At 67.2% G+C, this 19,712-nt stretch carries 15 protein-coding genes and 2 rRNA genes; 15 read left to right on the top strand and 2 right to left on the bottom strand.

The features are described from left to right. The first annotated feature begins 118 nt into the window (after positions 1-118). From ACQEVO_RS19375 to ACQEVO_RS19365, 3 genes are all read left to right on the top strand, one after another. A 23S ribosomal RNA gene (locus ACQEVO_RS19375) occupies positions 119-3,252 on the top strand. A gap of 127 nt (positions 3,253-3,379) precedes the next feature. After that, positions 3,380-3,496: ribosomal RNA gene (gene rrf, locus ACQEVO_RS19370) — 5S ribosomal RNA — on the top strand. A 413-nt stretch (positions 3,497-3,909) separates the two neighbouring features. Further along, the gene (locus ACQEVO_RS19365) at positions 3,910-5,076 is read left to right on the top strand and encodes a hypothetical protein (RefSeq protein ID WP_432915198.1); all 1,167 of its coding nucleotides are present in this window, start codon (positions 3,910-3,912) and stop codon (positions 5,074-5,076) included. A gap of 277 nt (positions 5,077-5,353) precedes the next feature. Here the strand turns inward: ACQEVO_RS19365 and ACQEVO_RS19360 are convergent, their stop codons facing one another. Beyond that, positions 5,354-5,842 (bottom strand): GyrI-like domain-containing protein, encoded by a 489-nt coding sequence (locus ACQEVO_RS19360; RefSeq protein WP_432915196.1) that lies wholly within the window; start codon positions 5,840-5,842, stop codon positions 5,354-5,356. 336 nt (positions 5,843-6,178) lie between these two features. Here ACQEVO_RS19360 and ACQEVO_RS19355 point away from each other — a divergent pair, with 336 nt between their 5' ends. From ACQEVO_RS19355 to recN, 5 genes are read left to right on the top strand one after another with little or no spacing between them, the layout of a single operon-like run. Then, entirely contained in the window at positions 6,179-7,081 is a 903-nt protein-coding gene (locus ACQEVO_RS19355; RefSeq protein ID WP_432915194.1) for an HAD-IIA family hydrolase, read from the top strand. Positions 7,082-7,094: 13 nt separating this feature from the next. After that, on the top strand, positions 7,095-7,373 hold the full coding sequence (locus ACQEVO_RS19350) for a hypothetical protein (RefSeq protein WP_432915192.1): 279 nt from the start codon (positions 7,095-7,097) through the stop codon (positions 7,371-7,373). A gap of 1 nt (position 7,374) precedes the next feature. Further along, positions 7,375-8,196 (top strand): TlyA family RNA methyltransferase, encoded by an 822-nt coding sequence (locus tag ACQEVO_RS19345; protein ID WP_432915190.1) that lies wholly within the window; start codon positions 7,375-7,377, stop codon positions 8,194-8,196. Next, entirely contained in the window at positions 8,193-9,161 is a 969-nt protein-coding gene (locus ACQEVO_RS19340) for an NAD kinase (RefSeq protein WP_432915188.1), read from the top strand. Before ACQEVO_RS19345 ends, ACQEVO_RS19340 begins: the two co-directional genes overlap by 4 nt. Then, positions 9,139-10,911, top strand: coding sequence for a DNA repair protein RecN (gene recN / locus ACQEVO_RS19335; protein WP_432915186.1), 1,773 nt, complete (start codon positions 9,139-9,141; stop codon positions 10,909-10,911). The genes ACQEVO_RS19340 and recN overlap by 23 nt, the downstream gene beginning before the upstream one ends. Before the next feature lie 234 nt (positions 10,912-11,145). Here the strand turns inward: recN and ACQEVO_RS19330 are convergent, their stop codons facing one another. Further along, positions 11,146-11,565, bottom strand: a complete 420-nt coding sequence (locus ACQEVO_RS19330; RefSeq protein ID WP_432915184.1) for an SRPBCC family protein — start codon at positions 11,563-11,565, stop codon at positions 11,146-11,148. Between the two features lie 184 nt (positions 11,566-11,749). Between ACQEVO_RS19330 and steA the strand changes: the two genes are divergently transcribed. The 7 genes from steA to scpB all read left to right on the top strand — a co-directional run bounded on the left by steA (position 11,750) and on the right by scpB (position 19,707). Beyond that, positions 11,750-12,961, top strand: a complete 1,212-nt coding sequence (gene steA, locus ACQEVO_RS19325; protein WP_432915182.1) for a putative cytokinetic ring protein SteA — start codon at positions 11,750-11,752, stop codon at positions 12,959-12,961. 634 nt (positions 12,962-13,595) lie between these two features. After that, entirely contained in the window at positions 13,596-15,323 is a 1,728-nt protein-coding gene (locus ACQEVO_RS19320; RefSeq protein ID WP_432915180.1) for a CTP synthase, read from the top strand. Then, positions 15,320-15,970, top strand: a complete 651-nt coding sequence (locus ACQEVO_RS19315) for an NUDIX domain-containing protein (RefSeq protein WP_432915178.1) — start codon at positions 15,320-15,322, stop codon at positions 15,968-15,970. Before ACQEVO_RS19320 ends, ACQEVO_RS19315 begins: the two co-directional genes overlap by 4 nt. A gap of 11 nt (positions 15,971-15,981) precedes the next feature. Then, positions 15,982-16,929, top strand: a complete 948-nt coding sequence (locus ACQEVO_RS19310; RefSeq protein ID WP_432915176.1) for a site-specific tyrosine recombinase XerD — start codon at positions 15,982-15,984, stop codon at positions 16,927-16,929. A gap of 251 nt (positions 16,930-17,180) precedes the next feature. Beyond that, positions 17,181-18,056, top strand: a complete 876-nt coding sequence (locus ACQEVO_RS19305; protein WP_432922817.1) for a ParA family protein — start codon at positions 17,181-17,183, stop codon at positions 18,054-18,056. Next, entirely contained in the window at positions 18,053-18,943 is an 891-nt protein-coding gene (locus ACQEVO_RS19300; RefSeq protein WP_432915174.1) for a segregation and condensation protein A, read from the top strand. Before ACQEVO_RS19305 ends, ACQEVO_RS19300 begins: the two co-directional genes overlap by 4 nt. Next, a complete protein-coding gene (gene scpB, locus ACQEVO_RS19295) occupies positions 18,940-19,707 on the top strand; it encodes an SMC-Scp complex subunit ScpB (RefSeq protein ID WP_432915172.1) in 768 nt (255 codons plus the stop codon). The genes ACQEVO_RS19300 and scpB overlap by 4 nt, the downstream gene beginning before the upstream one ends. Positions 19,708-19,712 lie beyond the last annotated feature (5 nt).

Raw genomic sequence — 19,712 nt, 5'->3', positions numbered from 1 at the left:
CAAAAAACGATCTGCTCGGATTTTCTGAGATACTGCTGGCTTGGCCGGTAAGTCCTGATGTTCGATTCGAGTGGGTGTGTTGTTTGAGAACTGCACAGTGGACGCGAGCATCTTTGTTTTGTAAGTGTTTTAGAGCGTTCGGTGGATGCCTTGGCACCAGGAGCCGATGAAGGACGTAGGAGGCTGCGATAAGCCTCGGGGAGCTGTCAACCGAGCTGTGATCCGAGGGTGTCCGAATGGGGAAACCCAGCACGAGTGATGTCGTGTTACCCGCCAGTGAATATATAGCTGGTGTGGAGGGAACGTGGGGAAGTGAAACATCTCAGTACCCACAGGAAGAGAAAACAACATGTGATTCCGTGAGTAGTGGCGAGCGAAAGCGGATGAGGCTAAACCATGCGTGTGTGATACCCGGCAGGGGTTGCACGTGTGGGGTAGTGGGGCTCACTTTCTTGTTACTGCCGTGATGAGCAACAGTCAGAAAAGAGCGTGTTAGTCGAATTGGTCTGGGACGGCCAACCGTAGACGGTGAGAGTCCGGTAGGCGAAAACATGTTCTCTGTTGTAGTGAGTGCCCGAGTAGCAGCGGGCCCGTGAAATCTGCTGTGAATCTGCCGGGACCACCCGGTAAGCCTGAATACTCCCTGGTGACCGATAGCGGACTAGTACCGTGAGGGAAAGGTGAAAAGTACCCCGGGAGGGGAGTGAAATAGTACCTGAAACCGTGCGCTTACAATCCGTCAAAGCCTTCGAGCAGCTTGCTGCTGGGGGTGATGGCGTGCCTTTTGAAGAATGAGCCTGCGAGTTAGTGGCATGTGGCGAGGTTAACCCGTGTGGGGTAGCCGTAGCGAAAGCGAGTCCGAATAGGGCGTTTGAGTCGCGTGTTCTAGACCCGAAGCGGAGTGATCTACCCATGGCCAGGGTGAAGCGACGGTAAGACGTCGTGGAGGCCCGAACCCACTTAGGTTGAAAACTGAGGGGATGAGCTGTGGGTAGGGGTGAAAGGCCAATCAAACTCCGTGATAGCTGGTTCTCCCCGAAATGCATTTAGGTGCAGCGTCGCGTGTTTCTCACCGGAGGTAGAGCTACTGGATGGTCTAGGGGGCCCACAAGCTTACCGAAATCAGCCAAACTCCGAATGCCGGTGAGTGAGAGCGCGGCAGTGAGACTGCGGGGGATAAGCTTCGTAGTCGAGAGGGAAACAGCCCAGATCGCCGGCTAAGGCCCCTAAGCGTGTACTAAGTGGAAAAGGATGTGGGATTGCGCAGACAGCCAGGAGGTTGGCTTAGAAGCAGCCACCCTTGAAAGAGTGCGTAATAGCTCACTGGTCGAGTGATCCTGCGCCGACAATGTAGCGGGGCTCAAGTACACCGCCGAAGCCGCGGCAGTCACACAATACATCCGCACTCTTCTACGGGAGGGTGTGCAGTGGTGTGGCTGGGTAGGGGAGCGTCGTGTAGCCAGGGAAGCAGCGGGGTGACCTAGTTGTGGAGGCTGCGCGAGTGAGAATGCAGGCATGAGTAGCGAAAGACGAGTGAGAAACTCGTCCGCCGAATGACCAAGGGTTCCTGGGCCAGGTTAATCCGCCCAGGGTGAGTCGGGACCTAAGGCGAGGCCGACAGGCGTAGTCGATGGACAACGGGTTGATATTCCCGTACCCGTGTATCCGCGCCCAATGGCGAATCAGTTGTGCTAAGTGCCCAAAAGCGGATGGACCTCCTTCGGGAGGCCGGATGTGGCTGCGCACGACCCTGGCTGTAGTAGTCAAGCGATGGGGTGACGCAGGAAGGTAGCTGGGCCAGTCAGTGGTTGTACTGGTGTAAGCCTGTAGGGCGAGACATAGGCAAATCCGTGTCTCATATAGCCTGAGAGGTGATGCGTAGCCGATTGAGGCGAATTCAGTGATCCTATGCTGCCGAGAAAAGCCTCTAGTGAGTTGGTACACGGCCCGTACCCCAAACCGACACAGGTGGTCAGGTAGAGAATACTAAGGCGATCGAGAGAACTGTGGTCAAGGAACTCGGCAAAATGCCCCCGTAACTTCGGGAGAAGGGGGGCCCGTGCTGGTGACGGAATTTACTTCCTGAGCTGGTGTGGGCCGCAGAGACCAGAGAGAAGCGACTGTTTACTAAAAACACAGGTCCGTGCGAAGTCGTAAGACGATGTATACGGACTGACGCCTGCCCGGTGCCGGAAGGTTAAGAGGACCGGTTAGCGCCTTTGGGCGCGAAGCTGAGAATTTAAGCCCCGGTAAACGGCGGTGGTAACTATAACCATCCTAAGGTAGCGAAATTCCTTGTCGGGTAAGTTCCGACCTGCACGAATGGCGTAACGACTTCTCTGCTGTCTCGACCACAGACTCGGCGAAATTGCATTACGAGTAAAGATGCTCGTTACGCGCGGCAGGACGAAAAGACCCCGGGACCTTCACTATAGCTTGGTATTGGTGTTCGGTACGGTTTGTGTAGGATAGGTGGGAGACTGTGAAGCATGCACGCCAGTGTGTGTGGAGTCGTCGTTGAAATACCACTCTGGTCGTATTGGACCTCTAACCTCGGACCATGATCTGGTTCAGGGACAGTGCCTGGTGGGTAGTTTAACTGGGGCGGTTGCCTCCCAAAATGTAACGGAGGCGCCCAAAGGTTCCCTCAGCCTGGTTGGCAATCAGGTGTCGAGTGCAAGTGCACAAGGGAGCTTGACTGTGAGACAGACATGTCGAGCAGGGACGAAAGTCGGGACTAGTGATCCGGCACCGGCATGTGGAAGCGGTGTCGCTCAACGGATAAAAGGTACCCCGGGGATAACAGGCTGATCTTCCCCAAGAGTCCATATCGACGGGATGGTTTGGCACCTCGATGTCGGCTCGTCGCATCCTGGGGCTGGAGTAGGTCCCAAGGGTTGGGCTGTTCGCCCATTAAAGCGGCACGCGAGCTGGGTTTAGAACGTCGTGAGACAGTTCGGTCTCTATCCGCCGCGCGCGTTGGAAACTTGAGGAAGGCTGTCCCTAGTACGAGAGGACCGGGACGGACGAACCTCTGGTGTGCCAGTTGTCCCGCCAGGGGCACGGCTGGTTGGCTACGTTCGGAAGGGATAACCGCTGAAAGCATCTAAGCGGGAAGCCTGTTCCAAGATGAGGTTTCCCACCACCTAGAGTGGTTAAGGCCCCCTACAGACCATGGGGTTGATAGGCCGGAACTGGAAGCCAGGTAACTGGTGGAGGTGACCGGTACTAATAGGCCGAGGGCTTACAAACAAAGGTTGCTACGCGTCCACTGTGCAGTATCTGAAACAACACACAGATACAGCAGACACCACACGAACCCGTGGATTGAACCGTGGGGAGGGTGTGAGTGCGCTGTCTGTGGACAGTTTCATAGAGTTACGGCGGTTATAGCGGCAGGGAAACGCCCGGTCCCATTCCGAACCCGGAAGCTAAGCCTGCCAGCGCCGATGGTACTGCACTCGACAGGGTGTGGGAGAGTAGGACACCGCCGGAACATACTTTCACGGAAGGGGACCCAGATTCTGGGTCCCCTTCCGGCATTTCTGTAGCGGGTTCTGACCCGTAAACTTGGCGTGAGCATATGTTCACCGTGTTCGTTCAGCCGATTTCCATTTGAGAGAGGGATCCGCCGTGCCGGAACAGAGCGATGGCCGGAAACCGTTCCGGCGTAATTCTTCCGGGGCGGGAAACGGGTCCGGTCGCAGCGGAGACGCGCCCCGGTCCGGCGGAGCGGGGGGCGAGCGCCGGCCACGTGGGGACGAGCGCGCCGGTTTCCGGCGGGACAACGGTACGACGGGCGGGGCACATAGTGACCGCCCCGGCGATTCGCGGGGGGAGAACCGCGGTCGTCCGGGGTCGGGTGGCGGTAGCGACAGACCTCGCGGCTCCTTCGGCGGGGAACGTGGGGTGCGAGACGACCGGAACCGGTCCGAACGCCCGCGCGCTTCGGGTGAGCGTGGCGGGCGCACCGGTGGCGCGGAGGAACGCGGCCGTTTCCGCTCCGAAGGAGCGCGAGGCGACCGCTATGCGTCCGGGTCATCAGGCGGCCGGGATGATTCCCGCGGTTACCGGGACCGCGACTCGCGGCCGGGGGGCGAGAAGCCGGAACGCGGTTACCGCGAGCGGAGCGATTTCCGGGCGCAGGATCGGCCGGGCGACCGGGATTCGCGCGGGGGTGGGGATCGTGGGCGACGGGAATTCGGCGCACGCGAGGAATCGCGTCCGGGTGGGGAAGAGCGACGGTTCGGTGCGCGCGGCGGCTCCGGCGGGCCGGAGCGCGGGGCGGGGCGCTCATTCGACCGCAACAGGCCCGCGGAGCGCTCGCGCGGCGCAGGCCCCGAGGGGCCCCGCCGCCGTGGTGGCGAAGGTGCCGCACGGGGAATCGATCGACGGCCGCCGCGGCCCGAGGAGCCGGATCTGCCCGACGACGTGCAGGCGAGCGATCTGGACTCGACCGTTCGGCGTGATCTGCTGAGCCTGGACAAAGGCAATGCGGATACCGTGGCACGACACCTGGCAATGGCGGCCCAAGTGCTGGACGACGACCCACGGCTGGCGCTGGCCCATGCCCGCGCCGCTCGGCAGCGCGCCGGCCGGATAGCCGTGGTTCGCGAGACAGCCGGTGTGGTTGCTTACCATGCCGGGGAGTGGGCCGAGGCGCTGTCGGAGTTGCGGGCCGCACGGCGGATGGCGGGTGGTACCGGGCTGCTGGCCGTGATGGCCGACTGCGAACGCGGCCTGGGCCGGCCGGAGCGTGCCATCGAGATCGGGCGCAGCGACGAAGGCCGGGCATTGACCGGTGACGAAGCGATCGAGCTGCGGATCGTGGTGGCCGGCGCCCGGATGGACCTCGGCCAGTACGACCAAGCGGTGGTCACGTTGCAGACCCCGGACCTCGATCCGGCCCGCACGGGTTCCGGACCCGCGCGGCTGTTCTACGCCTACGCCGATGCATTGGTCGCGGCTGGACGTACCGAGGAAGGCCTGACCTGGTTCTTCAATGCCGCGGCCGCCGATCTCGACGGCGAAACCGATGCCGAGGAGCGGGCGGCGGAGTTGACCGGCGGGTCCTGACGGCCGCGGTTACGCTGCCCGTGCGGCGCACGAATCACGGCTTGTGCCGCCGCAGCTGGACTGCAGGTGCCGACGACGGCGTACCCGTCGCTCGGCTGGAAGACCTCGAAGGCCGAAGCACGTCGGCGCCGATACGGAAGAAGGCTGGACCGCACCGTGTACAGCGGCGCTGCGGGCTATGAGCTGATCGCGTTCGGCGGGGGATTTTCAGGGCGCTCGGGCGGATTGCTCGGTTGGTCCCCCGTCTGGTCCATGGAACCACCTCGGGATTTTGGGATCACGCCGGAGCGATGGACCAGTTGAGTTCCGTGCGGAGGTCGGCCGGGTCCATATGCGGATTCGGTTCGGTGAGGTAGACCTCCCAGCGCGCGCCTGCCGGGCTCAGCCCTTGGGCGGTGATCCAGGAATGCAGCCGGTCCCAGCTCTGGCCCAGCTCGTCGAAGTACCCATGGTGCACGAGGCGAGCGGTTCGCCCGGCGGGGAGCCGGCCGGCGACCACCTCCGCGTCCGGACGGATCTCCCGGTCCACCGGGAAGCCTACGGTGATCTCCAGGGTTTGCTCGGTGGCGGTGCCGTAGAGAGCGAGCGCGGGTCCGGTGATATTCGTCCCCTGCTCGCCGAGAACTGTGGCGAGGCGGCCGAACGAGGTATCGAAGAAGGTGCGGATCTCGGTGGGGGAGACTCGGCCGTGAACCACCGCGAGTGTGTCCCCGCCGACTTCCAGCAGATGCGGTTCGGTGCTCTGATCAACTGGTTCCGCGGTCATATGTCCTCCACAATCGAGTGTCTCGGGTCGCGGGGCCGCGACCGAGCAGGTGTCCGCTGATACGACGCCGTTCGCGGTGGAAACTTATCGGTCACCCGCGCGCAGGTCGCTCGGTTCGGTGTATTCCGAGGCGAACCGGACGGGTCCGAGTGCGATGAACAACACCCGTAATCGGGCGTCCAGTTCTTGCCGTGGAAATCATCGCGCTTCGGAAGCGGTGTCCTGACTGCAGGTTCCCGTGGACGGGGTGTACTGGCGCGGGGGTCCCGTGGAAATGTGTGCTAGCCCGTGGAGTGGGCGTGGGGCGGTGGCGGGGGACGACGTAGGGTCCGGGGTGTGCGGGATGCGAGTGGAACGCCGCGGTTGCGGGATGGGTACGAAGCGCTGCTGCTGGATCTGGACGGAACGCTGTACCGCGGATCGGCGGTGATCGAGGGCGGGCCGGCGGAACTGGCCGGAGGCGAACAGCGGTTGGTGTACGTCACCAACAATGCGAGCCGGGCCGCCGGTTCGGTGGCCGCTCATCTCGCGGATATGGGTTATCCGGCGGCGGAAACCGATGTGGTGACCAGCGCGCAGGCGGCCGGGCGGCTGCTCGCCGAACGTGTCGAGCGTGGCTCCGAGGTACTGGTGGTGGGGACCGACGATCTGGCGGCCGAGGTGAAAGCGGCCGGACTGCAACCCGTACGGCGCGCGGCCGAATCGGTGGTGGCGGTGGTGCAGGGGCATTCACCGCAGACCGCATGGCCCGACCTGGCCGAGGCGTCGTACGCCCTGCGCGCGGGTGCGCTGTGGGTGGCCGCGAACACCGACCGCACCCTGCCGAACGAACGAGGACTGGCGCCGGGGAACGGTGCCATGGTGGCCGCCTTGCGCGCCGCCTCGGACCGGGAACCCGTGGTGGCCGGTAAACCCTATCCGCCGCTGCTGGAAAACGCCCTGGAGCGGGCAGGCACCCGCGCCGTGCTGGTGGTGGGTGACCGGCTCGACACCGATATCGACGGCGCGGAGAATGTGGCCGTGGACTCGCTGCTGGTCCTCACCGGGGTGAGCACGGTGGAGGAACTGGCCGGACTGCCGGAGCATCGGTGGCCGACCTATATCGCCGGCAGCCTGGCCGCGCTGAACAGTGCGCCGGTGGCCGGTGGTATCGACGAGCCGGACGCGATCCGGCGCGCGCTGCTCGCGCAGCCCGGCCGGGCCCTGAGGGTACGCGCGCCCCGTTCGGAAATCCGATAGCGTTGACTGCACGATGACTACCCCGACTCCTCGCCCGAACACGCCCGGCACCGCCCGGGTGCCGCTGCCCGGTCAGCATCTGCCCGGAGCCTCCGGGCACGGCGAACTCGCCGATCCGGAGAAGATCCGGGCCGAAGTCCGAGAACTACTCGCCGAACTCGCCACCGGGCCGGCCGCCGGTGCGGCGTCCGGGGACGAAACCGCCGGTACCGACCTGGCCCGCCGGGCGCACATCCTGGAACAGGCACACGAGGTGCTGGTCCGGGCTCTGGCGACGGTGGACAAGATCTGAGGTGGCCAGGCGTGCGCGGGTGGACGCGGAACTGGTCCGCCGCGGACTGGCGCGGTCACGCGACCATGCCGTGGAACTGATCGGGGCCGGCCGGGTGCTGATCAACGGTGCGGTCGCGGTGAAACCGGCGACGGCGGTGGAAGCCGGGACTCCCCTGGTGGTCAAGGAACAGGTCGACGAGGTCGCGTGGGCGTCGCGCGGGGCACATAAATTGCTGGGCGCGCTGGATGCCTTCGAACCACGTGGCCTGCGGATCGCCGGTCGGCGCTGCCTGGACGCCGGGGCCTCCACCGGCGGATTCACCGATGTGCTGCTCAGCCGTGGGGCACGGGAGGTCGTGGCCGCCGATGTCGGTTACGGGCAGCTGGTGTGGCGGTTGCGTACCGATGAGCGGGTGCGCGTTCTCGACCGGACCAACGTGCGGTCGCTGACGCCCGAGGATGTCGGCGGGCCGGTGGACATGGTGGTCGCCGATCTGTCGTTCATTTCGCTGGGCCTGGTCCTGCCGGCGCTGGCGGCGTGCACCGCGCCCGGTGCGGATCTGGTGCCGATGGTGAAACCGCAGTTCGAGGTCGGCAAGGACCGGGTGGGTTCGGGAGGTGTGGTGCGCGACCCGCAGTTACGTGCCGAGGCGGTGTGCGCGGTGGCCGCTACGGCGGCCGAGACCGGGTTGCGGACGGTGGGGGTGGTGGCGAGCCCGCTGCCGGGACCGTCCGGGAATGTCGAATACTTTCTGTGGCTGCGCCGGGAGGACATACCCGGCGATACGGCCGGCGAGGTGGCGGAAATGGTGCGGCTGGCGGTCGAAGAAGGCCCCCGATGAGCGCGGGAACGGTCCGGGAGATCCTGCTGGTTTCCCATCCCGGGCGCGCCGAGATCAGCGAAACGGCGCATCGGGTCGCGAAGATCTGCGCGGAAGCGGGGATCGGGCTGCGCGTCCTCGCCGACGAGGCCTACAGCACCCGGTTCGAGGCCGGTTCCGAACCGGTGACCGAATCCGGGGGTTACCCCGTACAGGTGGTGGCGCACGAGCCGGACGCGGCACTGGGTTGTGAGATGGTGCTCGCGCTCGGCGGCGACGGCACATTGCTACGGGCGGCGGAACTGGCGCGGCACGTCACCGTCCCGGTGCTCGGGATCAACCTGGGTCGCATCGGGTTTCTCACCGAAGCCGAGGCCGAACATCTCGACGAGGCGCTCGCGCAGGTGGTGCGCCGGGATTACCGGGTCGAGGAACGGATGACCATCGATGTCAGCGTGCGGCTCGACGACGAGATCATCGAACGTGGCTGGGCGTTGAACGAGGCCAGTATCGAGAACGCCGCCCGGATGGGCGTTCTCGAAGTGGTGCTCGAGGTCGACGGCCGGCCGGTGTCGTCCTACGGTTGTGACGGAATCCTTGTCGCGACCCCTACCGGTTCCACCGCGTACGCGTTCTCGGCCGGCGGGCCGGTGGTGTGGCCGGAACTGGAAGCGCTGCTGGTGATTCCGAGCAACGCCCACGCCCTGTTCGCCCGCCCCCTGGTGACCAGCCCGGATTCCCGGATCGCGGTCGAATCCGTTGCCACCGGCCACGATGCGATAGTTTTCCTGGATGGCAGGCGCACCCTCGCACTGCCGCGGGGCGGCCGGGTCGAAGCGGTCCGTGGTGCCGAGCCGGTGCGGTGGGTGCGGCTGGATTCCGCGCCGTTCGCAGACCGGATGGTGCGCAAGTTCGAGCTGCCGGTAACCGGTTGGCGGGGCCGGCGGCGAACGGAGGGCACACGTGCTGACAGAGATTCGAATTGACGGACTGGGCGTTATCTCCACGGCCACCGCGCAATTCCACGAAGGGCTGACGGTGCTCACCGGGGAAACCGGCGCGGGCAAAACGATGGTGGTGACCAGTCTGCACCTGCTCAGCGGGGCGCGGGCGGATGCCGGGCGGGTGCGGCTCGGCGCGAACCGCGCGGTGGTGGAGGGCCGGTTCACCCTCGACGAGGTGAACACGACCGCGCGCGCGGAGGCGGAGCGCGTGCTGGAAGCCGCGGCCGCGGTGGCCGACGACGACGGTACGGTGATCGCGATCCGCACGGTCGGCAGCGACGGCCGGTCCCGGGCGCATCTGGGGGGTCGCGGGGTGCCGGCGTCGGTACTGGCGGATTTCACCTCGCCGCTGCTCACCGTGCACGGGCAGAACGACCAATTGCGATTACAGCGGCCCGAACAGCAGTTGCGCGCCCTGGATCAGTTCGCGGACGCGACGGTGGGGCCGCTGCTGCAGGAGTACACCGAGCACCGGCGGGCCTGGCTGGACGCGCGCAACGCGCTGCTGGAACGGACGGCGCGTAGCCGGGAGATGGCGGCCGAAGCCGAACGTCTCACCCAGGCGCTGGCCGAAATCGATGCGGTGGCACCCGAGCCGGGTGAGGACGAACGCCTGGTGGCCGAGATCCGCCGGCTCAGCGATCTCGATTCGCTGCGGGAGGCGGCGGCGACCGCGCACGAGGCGCTGGCCGGGCCGGAGGACGATCCGGGGGAGAATGCCGGGGCGCTGGACGCGCTGGGCGTCGCGCGGTCGCGGGTCGAAGGTTCCGAGGACCCGGCGCTGGCGGCGCTGGCGCCCCGGCTGGCCGACGCGATCGCGGTGGTGGTGGATCTGACCACCGAATTGAGCGGCTATCTCTCCGATCTGCCGTCGGACCCCGGTGCGCTGGATTCCATGCTGACCCGGCAGGCCGAACTGAAATCGCTGACCCGCAAATACGCACCCGATATCGACGGGGTGCTGGCCTGGGCGGACGAGGCGCGGACCAAGCTGGAATCGCTCGACGTGTCGGAGGCGGCGCTGGCGGCGCTGGCCGCGGAGGTCGAGGCGGGCGCCGAACGGGTGCGGGCCGCGGCGGTGAAACTGTCGGAGGCGCGCACCGCGGCGGCCGGTGCGCTGGCGGCGGCGGTGAGCGAAGAGCTCAGCGGGCTCGCGATGGGTAAGGCGCGGCTCGAGGTCGAGGTGCGCCCGGTGCCGGCCGGGCCGCAGGATTCGGCACCACTGCTGATCGACGGCACCGAACTGCACGCCGGGCCGGCCGGGGTGGACGAGGTGGAGTTACGGCTCGCCGCGCATTCCGGGGCGCAGTCGCTGCCGCTGAGCAAGAGCGCGTCCGGCGGTGAGCTGTCGCGGGTGATGCTGGCGCTCGAGGTGGTGCTGGCGGGTAACGAACACGGTGTGACGATGGTGTTCGACGAGGTGGATGCCGGTGTCGGCGGCCGGGCGGCGGTCGAGATCGGGCGCCGGCTGGCGCGATTGGCCCGTACGCACCAGGTGATCGTGGTGACCCACCTGGCGCAGGTGGCCGCGTTCGCCGATACGCATCTGGTGGTGAACAAATCCGACGACGGTGAGGGCGCCGTGAACTCGGGGGTCCGGGCGCTGACACAAGACGAACGCATCGTGGAACTCGCCCGGATGCTCGCCGGGCTGGACGACACCGAAACGGGGCGCGCGCACGCCTGGGAACTGCTCAATATCGCCCGTGCCGAACGGATGGCGGCCCGCTGACCCCCTTCGCACGGGTGGCGAGGTGGCCGTGCCGGTTGTACCGATATCACCGCGAAGATACCGGCCGAGCTCAGCGGATCGGGATCGCCGGGACCCGCCGAGCGGCCGCCGACCGGTGTCGGTGTCCGGCGCAGCCGGCGGGCGGCCGAACTGCGCCGCGGCACCGACCGGGACGGGCGGCGACAGCGGTGTCACCGAGGTGGGATCTTTCCCGGCGGTCGGCCGGTCTGCGGATCAGCGGACGGCTTTGCGGGCGGCGGCGATGAACTGGTTGATCAGTCCCTTCAGGCCGGCCTCCAGCGCCTTGGCGGGCACCGGCAGGGTGGGCTCGGACGTCATGGTGTAGACGACGCGGGTGCCGTTGCCGGCATCGGCGAAGGTGATGACGCCGGTATGGCTCTTCACCGGAGCGCCCTTGACGATCTTGTATTCCATGCGCTCGTTCGGGACGAGGGCGGTGATCTCCTCCACCACGCCGACCGGGCCCACACCGATCTTGTGCTGGGCGCCCACACCTTCGCGTTCCGTCGCGCCCGGCTGCACGAGCGTGACATTCACCGCGAGGTAGGGGCTGATGCTCTCGCGGTCGGCGAACAGCCGGTACACGGTCGCGCGCGGGGCGGCGATCACGGTGTCGACGGTGGTGCTGGCCATGGGAGTCTCCTCTTCGAATAGCTGTGCCCGGCAGCATACGGCGCGGACCGGCGGGCTTCCGCGGGGTGTCGGCCGGGCGCACCGGAACGCCGGGTAACTGTTCGATTGCCCGATCGAGACCGAAGAGCGGCGGTCGGCGGCGTGTCTTCACCAAAGGTTGAGGGTTTCCCGACATCATCGCTGCATGAAGATGCTGGCGCTGTTGTCGAAGAACTCCGAGACACTGCCCGGCCGGACCGGGACGGCCCGGGTCGACCGCGATACCCGGCGGCTACTCGCGCGGCTCGGACCGGGCGATATCGCCGTCCTGGACGAAATGGACCTGGATCAAACCCTCGCCGAACGGCTCGTGGCGGCCGGGGTGGCGGCGGTGGTGAACACCTCCCCATCGATTTCGGGCCGGTACCCGAATACCGGGCCCGAGATTTTGGTCGCAGGGGGTGTGCTGCTGCTGGACACCGTGAGCTCCGATGCGTTCGGGCGGATCAAGGACGGTACCCGGGTGCGGATCAAGGACGGTGTCGTCTACGCCGACCGGTTCACCCGGAAGGAGCCGGAGGCGCTGGTCGAATGCCTCGAACTGGACGAGGACGCGATCACCGAGCGGATGCGCGAGGCGCGGCACGGGCTCGCCGAACATCTGGAATCGTTCGCCGGGGACGCGCTGGAGTTCCTCCGGGCGGAATCGTCGCTGCTCATGGACGGTATCGGCGTACCGGAGGTGGACCTCGAGCTGAGCGGGCGGCAGGTCGTGGTGGTCGGCGCCGGTGCCGGTCACGCCGAGGATCTGCGGAAGCTCAAACCGTTCATCAAGGAATACCGCCCGGTCATGATCGGCGTGGGCGTGGGTGCGGAAACGCTGCGGCGAGCCGGTTACCGGCCGGACCTGATCGTCGCGAATCCCGACGAGTTGACGGCGAAAACCCTGACCAGCGGCGCCGAACTGATCATTCCCGCGGATCTGGACGGCCGCGCCGGGGGACTCGAGCGGGTCAAGGAACTGGGGCTGGGTGCGACCACGTTCCCGTGCTCCGGGACCCCCGCCGATCTGGCGCTGCTACTGGCGCATCACCATGGCGCTGCACTGGTCGTCACGGCGGGCGCGAGCGCTTCGCTGGAGGAGTTCTTCGACCGCGGCCGCCGCGAAAGCAATCCGGCGACCTTCCTGACCCGGCTGAAGGTCGGGGAATCGATCATGGATGCCGGCGCGGTGGCCACGCTGTACCGCAACCGTTTCCCGGGCGTGCTCGCGGCGCTGTTGATCCTGGCCGTGCTGGGCGCGGCGATCGTCGCGATCCTGGCGGCCGGGCACGGCACCGAAATGCTGGCCGGCGCGCAGGAGATGTTGACCCGGGCCGAGCTGTGGGGCCGGGAAGTACTCGCACGCGCCGGATAGCCGGGTGGAGGTGGAGACAGGGTGGTCCGAGAGGGGGCCGCAGCCTCCGCACTCCAGGTCGTCCCGTGGGGTTGCAGGACGTTCTCGCCATCCGGGCGCCGGCTCGATGCCGGCGACGGCCGTGTCCAGTCCACGCCGGAGAAACTCCACTCGGGTCGGTACCGGCCCCGATGCGGGCGAAGCTGACGCCAGCGGCCGTGCAGACCGGTCGCCTCGGCCGCTGAACACCGGCGGGGCGGTCGCGGCGGGGTTCGCCGCGCGAGGGGAGGGTGGCGTCGGAGATCGCGGCACTCCGAGGTCCGGGTCCGGTGCGGCGCTCCTGTGGGCGGCTATCGGTCGTGGTGTGCTGTGCGGCCGATGAACGGCGGAGTGCCGGGTGGTCAGGCCTCTGACCGTGGTGCGGGGAGGTCAGCGCAACCGTTCAGCACTCAGGGGTACTTCGGAGCAGGCAGGTTTTCGGTTTCCCGCTGGGATTGCGGATGTGGAGGAAGTGGCCGGTGGTACCGCCGGGGCGCAAGTGAGTGCCGGTCGGGTCACGGTTGCGGTTTCCGGGTGGATCCCGGCCGGGCGATCGGGTGGTTAACCGGGAGTGGCGGTCGAATACCGCGCCGATATCGTGTTACTGTGAAGACCCGTGGGTCATACACGGATTCAGGCGCGCACAGCCACCAAACACATCTTCGTCAGCGGTGGTGTCGCCTCTTCACTCGGTAAGGGTCTCACCGCCTCCAGCCTCGGTCAGTTGCTGACCGCGCGGGGGCTACGAGTCACCATGCAGAAGCTCGACCCCTATTTGAACGTCGATCCCGGCACCATGAACCCGTTCCAGCACGGCGAGGTGTTCGTGACCGAGGACGGCGCCGAGACCGATCTCGATGTGGGGCATTACGAGCGGTTTCTCGATCGCGACCTGTCGAAGGACGCCAACGTCACCACCGGCCAGATCTACTCGTCGGTGATCGCCAAGGAACGCCGCGGCGAATATCTGGGCGATACGGTCCAGGTGATCCCGCATATCACCGACGAGATCAAGGCGCGCATCCTCGCGATGCGCGGCCCGGACCTGCAGGGACAGGAACCGGATGTGGTGATCACCGAGATCGGCGGGACGGTCGGCGATATCGAATCGCAGCCCTTCCTCGAGGCCGCCCGGCAGATCCGCCACGACGTCGGCCGCGACAACGTCTTCTTCCTGCACGTCTCGCTGGTGCCGTATCTCGCGCCGTCGGGTGAGCTCAAAACCAAACCCACCCAGCATTCGGTGGCGGCGCTGCGCAGCATCGGTATCCAGCCCGACGCGCTGATCCTGCGCTGCGACCGCGAGGTCTCGGCCGGGTTGAAGGGCAAGATCGCGCTGATGTGCGATGTGGAGGTCGACGCGTGTATCTCCACGCCGGACGCGCCGTCGATCTACGACATCCCGAAGGTGCTGCACCGGGAAGGGCTCGACGCCTATGTGGTGCGCAAACTCGGGTTGCCGTTCCGCGATGTCGACTGGACCGTCTGGGGTGATCTGCTCGACCGCGTGCACACGCCGCGGGAAACGGTGGAGGTCGCGCTGGTCGGTAAATACGTGGACCTGCCGGACGCGTATCTGTCGGTGACCGAGGCGCTGCGGGCCGGCGGGTTCGCCCACCGCGCGAAGGTGAAACTGCGCTGGGTGCAGTCCGACGACTGCGAGACCCCGGCCGGTGCCCAGGCCGCGCTGCGCGATGTGGACGCCGTGCTGATCCCGGGCGGTTTCGGTATCCGCGGTATCGAGGGCAAGGTCGGTGCGATCCGCCATGCCCGCGCCCGCAAGCTGCCATTGCTGGGGCTGTGCCTGGGTCTGCAGTGCATGGTGATCGAGGCCGCGCGCTCGGTCGGGCTCACGGATGCCAATTCCGCCGAATTCGAACCCGGGACCGAGCACCCGGTGATCTCCACCATGGCCGATCAGGAACAGGCCGTCGCCGGGGAGGCCGATCTGGGCGGGACCATGCGGCTGGGCGCCTACCCGGCGGTGCTGGAGAAGGGGTCGGTGGTGGCCCGGGCCTACGGCGCCACCGAGGTCTCCGAACGGCACCGGCACCGGTACGAGGTGAACAACACCTACCGCGACAAGATCGCCACCAGCGGGCTCCGGTTCAGCGGCACCTCGCCGGACGGGCATCTGGTGGAGTTCGTCGAACTCCCCGGTGATGTCCACCCGTTCTTCGTCGGCACGCAGGCCCATCCGGAACTGAAGAGCCGGCCCACCCGGCCGCATCCGCTGTTCGCCGAACTGATCGCCGCCGCGTTGCGGTACAAACTGGCCGAACGGCTGCCCGTGGACATCCCCGGGGAGCAGGAAATGGCCGGTACCGCCGAGCGGGCCTCGTGAGCGTCCTCGAGCCGGGCAGCCACGATTTCCGGACCGTCGACAGCCGGCTGGTCTACCGCGGTGCCATCGTGGCCCTGCGGCTGGATCAGGTGGAAATGCCGGACGGGCGGGTCGTGGAGCGGGAGGTCGTGGAGCACCACGGCGCGGTCGCGGTGGTGGCGGTGGACGACGACGGCCAGGTCGTGCTGATCCGCCAGTACCGGCATCCGCTCGGGGAGCGGCTGCTGGAGCTGCCGGCCGGGTTGATCGATATCGCCGGGGAAGATCCGCTCGAAGCGGCGCAGCGGGAACTCGCCGAGGAAACCGGGCTCGCCGCGCGGGAGTGGTCGGTGCTGGTGGATGTGGCGCTGTCGCCCGGGTTCACCGACGAGGCGCTGCGGGTGTACCTGGCACGCGGGCTCACCGATACCCACCGGCCTCCGCCCGAACACGAGGAAGCCGATCTCGAACTGGTGCGGATGCCGCTGGACGATGCCGTCCGCGCGGCCCTGGCCGGTGAGATCGTGAACGCCACCGCGGTCGCCGGGCTGCTGGCCCTGCGTGCCGCCGAAGCGGCGCAGTTGCCACTGCGGCCGCCCGGCGCGGCGTGGCCCGGGCTGCCCACCGCGCTGTTGCGTCGCCAGGCGGCGCAGCGGGATTCGGACTGAGCGGGTATGCGGTGCGCGAGATCGACGTCTACCTGGACCATCTCGCGGTGGAGCGGGGCGCCGCGCGCAGCACACTGTCGGCCTACCGGCGCGACCTGGGGCGATACCAGGAGTTCCTGAAGGACCGGGGCATCGGTGAGCTCGAGGCCGTCACCGGGCTCGATATCGGGGAATTCACGGTCGCGCTGCGCGCGGGCGACGAGCGGCATCCGCCGCTGGCACCCGGGTCGGTGGCGCGTGCCCTGATCGCGGTGCGCGGCCTGCATCGTTTCGCCGCCGCCGAGGGGCTGATCAGCGCCGATGTCGCGCATGCGGTGAAGCCGCCCATGGTGGGGCAGCGGTTGCCGAAAGCGCTACCGGTGGACCAGGTCCTGCGGTTGCTGGAAGCGGTGGGCGCGGATACCGGTGCCGGTGGTGATGCCGGGGCCCGTGGGCTGCGGGATCGCGCACTGCTGGAACTGCTGTATTCCACCGGTGCGCGGATCTCGGAAACCGTGGGGCTCGATATCGACGATCTCGACCTCACGGGTCGCGCGGTGATGTTGCGGGGCAAGGGCGGTAAACAGCGGATCGTCCCGGTCGGACGGCCTGCCCTGGACGCCGTGGACGCGTATCTGGTCCGTGGGCGTCCGGCGCTGGCGGCCCGCGGACGCGCCGGAGTCCGCGCGCCGGGCGCTGCCGCCGCGCTGTTCCTCAATGTTCGTGGCGGTCGCTTGTCGCGGCAGAGTGCCTGGCAAGTCCTGCAGCGGGCCGCGGAACACGCGGGGATCACCGCCACGGTTTCGCCGCACACACTGCGGCATTCGTTCGCCACCCACCTGCTCGACGGCGGCGCCGACGTGCGGGTGGTACAGGAACTGCTGGGTCACGCGTCGGTGACGACGACCCAGATCTACACGCTGGTCACCGTGGGTACCTTGCGCGAAGTCTGGGCCACCGCACACCCCCGGGCGCGATGACTTGCGATGATGCGTTTCGGGCAGGCCGGTGCGGGAAAGGAACACGCCGTTGCCACACCGGGCGCTGAAGTGCTGTCAAGAGGTAGCGTCTAGGGGAGCCGGACCGTGGCGAAAGCGAGACCGTGCCTTGATCGGCCTCGTTACGCTCTACGAGGTGACGGGCAGGAACGTATAAGGAGCAACGGATCGTGACGACTGTCGGAGCGGCGGAACCGCCGAGGGGCGCCGAGAACGACGAGCGCGCCGCGTCCGTGTGGGGCGCGGGCCCCGAACCCGTCCCCGCCGACGCCGCACTGGGTCCTACCGGGCGGCCGCTGCGCCAGGTCCCGGATCCCCCCGAACCCTCGCACGAGGGCAATGCGCTCATCGTGGCGATGTGCAATCAGAAGGGCGGGGTCGGCAAGACCACTTCGACCATCAATCTGGGTGCCGCCCTGGCCGAATACGGCCGGCGGGTGCTGCTGGTGGATCTCGACCCGCAGGGCGCGCTGTCGGCGGGTCTCGGTGTCGCCCACCACGACCTGGACCTGACGGTGCACAACCTGCTGATCGGCGCTCCCGTTCGGGCCGATGATGTGCTCATGCAGACCAAGGTCGAGAACCTCGATCTGCTGCCCAGCAATATCGACCTGTCCGCCGCCGAGATCCAGCTGGTGAACGAGGTCGGCCGCGAACAGTCGCTGGGGCGGGCGCTGGAATCGATCCGGGACCGCTACGACTACATCCTCATCGACTGCCAGCCCTCGCTGGGACTGCTCACGGTGAACGCGCTGGCCTGCTCCGACGGGGTGATCATCCCGATGGAATGCGAGTATTTCTCGCTGCGCGGGCTGGCGTTGCTCAACGACACCGTCGAGAAGGTGCGGGACCGGCTGAATCCGCGGCTGAGCCTGTACGGCATCGTGGTCACCATGTTCGATGCCCGGCTGTTGCATTCCCGTCAGGTGATGGCCCGTGTGGTGGAGGTGTTCGGGGACCTGGTGTACGACACGGCGATCGCGCGGACCGTCCGGTTCCCGGATGCCAGTGTCGCCGGTGAGCCGATCACCACGTGGGCGCCGAAATCCAGCGGGGCCGAGGCGTATCGCGCGATGGCACGGGAAGTCATCCACCGGTCGGGTCGGTGAGCGCGGCACCCGGACCCGCACCGTCGAGTACGAGCGAACCCGGCGACACCGCGGCCGCGGCGCCGGAGAAAACCGGTTTCCATCTGCGGCTGAGCAATTTCGAGGGTCCGTTCGATCTGCTGTTGCAGTTGATCTCGCAGCGCCGTCTCGATGTGACCGAGGTGGCGCTGCATCAGGTCACCGATGAATTCATCGCCTACACCAAGGCGCTCACCGCCGGGCTGGCCGAGCCGGGGAATTCGCTGCGCACGGACAAGATCCTGGATCAGACGACCGAATTCCTGGTGGTCGCGGCGACTCTGCTGGATCTGAAGGCGGCTCGGCTGCTGCCCTCGGGGGAGGTCACCGATCCCGACGATCTGGAACTGCTGGAGGCGCGGGATCTGCTGTTCGCGCGGTTGCTGCAGTACCGGGCGTTCAAGCAGGTGGCCGAACTGCTCGGCGAACTCGAGGCGGCCGCGCTGCGCCGGTATCCGCGGGCGGTGGGCCTGGAGGAGCGGTTCGCGGGGCTGCTGCCGGAAGTGACGCTGGGGGTGGACGCGGCTGCGTTCGCCGAGATCGCCGCGGCGGCGTTCCGGCCGCGGCCGGTGCCGACGGTGGGCCTGGACCATCTGCACGCGCACGCGATATCGGTCGCCGAACAGGCCACCCTGGTCTTGGAGCGGCTGCAGGCCCGCGGCGCCGGCATCTGGACCACTTTCGCCGATCTGGTGTCGGATTGCGCGGCGCCGATCCAGATCGTGGCGCGATTCCTGGCGTTGCTCGAGCTCTACCGGGGTAAGTCGATCGAGTTCGACCAGCCCGACCCCCTGGGCCCCCTCGCGGTCCGCTGGATCGGGGACGATGCCGAAGCCGCGCCGGTAACAATCGAGGAGGACTACGGATGAGCGAGTCAGGCCCGGAGGCGGTAGCGCAGCGTGACCACGGAGGGCCCTCGCTCGGCCGTGAAGGGCAGAGCATGAGCGAGTCAGGCCCGGAGGCGGTAGCGGAGCGTGATCAGGGGAGTGTGACCGAATTCGCGCCCGAGCCGCTGGACGATGCCGAATTCCGGGCGGCGCTCGAGGCGATCCTGCTCGTCGTGGACACTCCCGCGCCGGTAGAGCAGCTGGCGACCGCGTTGGACGAACCGGCTGGCCGGGTCGAGAAAACCCTGCGGGAGATGTCGGGGGAGCTGGCCGCGCGGCGCAGTGGGATCGATCTGCGTTTCGCCGGGGACGGGTGGCGCTTCTATACTCGCAGCGAGTACGCACCGTATGTGGAGCGTATGTTGCTCGACGGCGCCCGGTCGAAGTTGACCCGGGCGGCACTGGAGACGCTGGCGGTGGTGGCATACCGGCAGCCGGTGACCCGGGCCCGGGTCAGCGCGGTGCGCGGTGTCAATGTCGATGGTGTGATGCGCACCCTGCTGGCCAGGGGTTTGATCACCGAGGCGGGCACCGACCCGGAAACCAACGGCACGCTCTACGGCACCACCGAACTGTTCCTGGAACGTATCGGGCTGGCGTCGCTGAACGATCTGCCGCCGCTGGCGCCCCTGCTACCGGGCGTCGACCTGATCGATGAGATCAATGACAGTCTGGAGACGGATCCCCGTTACACCAGACTGCGCAAACCCGCCGAGGAAGATCTGAAACTCGGCGCCGAGGATTGAACAGG

This window comes from Nocardia sp. CA-290969 (assembly GCF_050936135.1).
Lineage (GTDB): Bacteria > Actinomycetota > Actinomycetes > Mycobacteriales > Mycobacteriaceae > Nocardia.
Note: the sequence above shows the minus strand (reverse complement) of the source record. Positions and strands in the feature narration are given on the sequence as shown.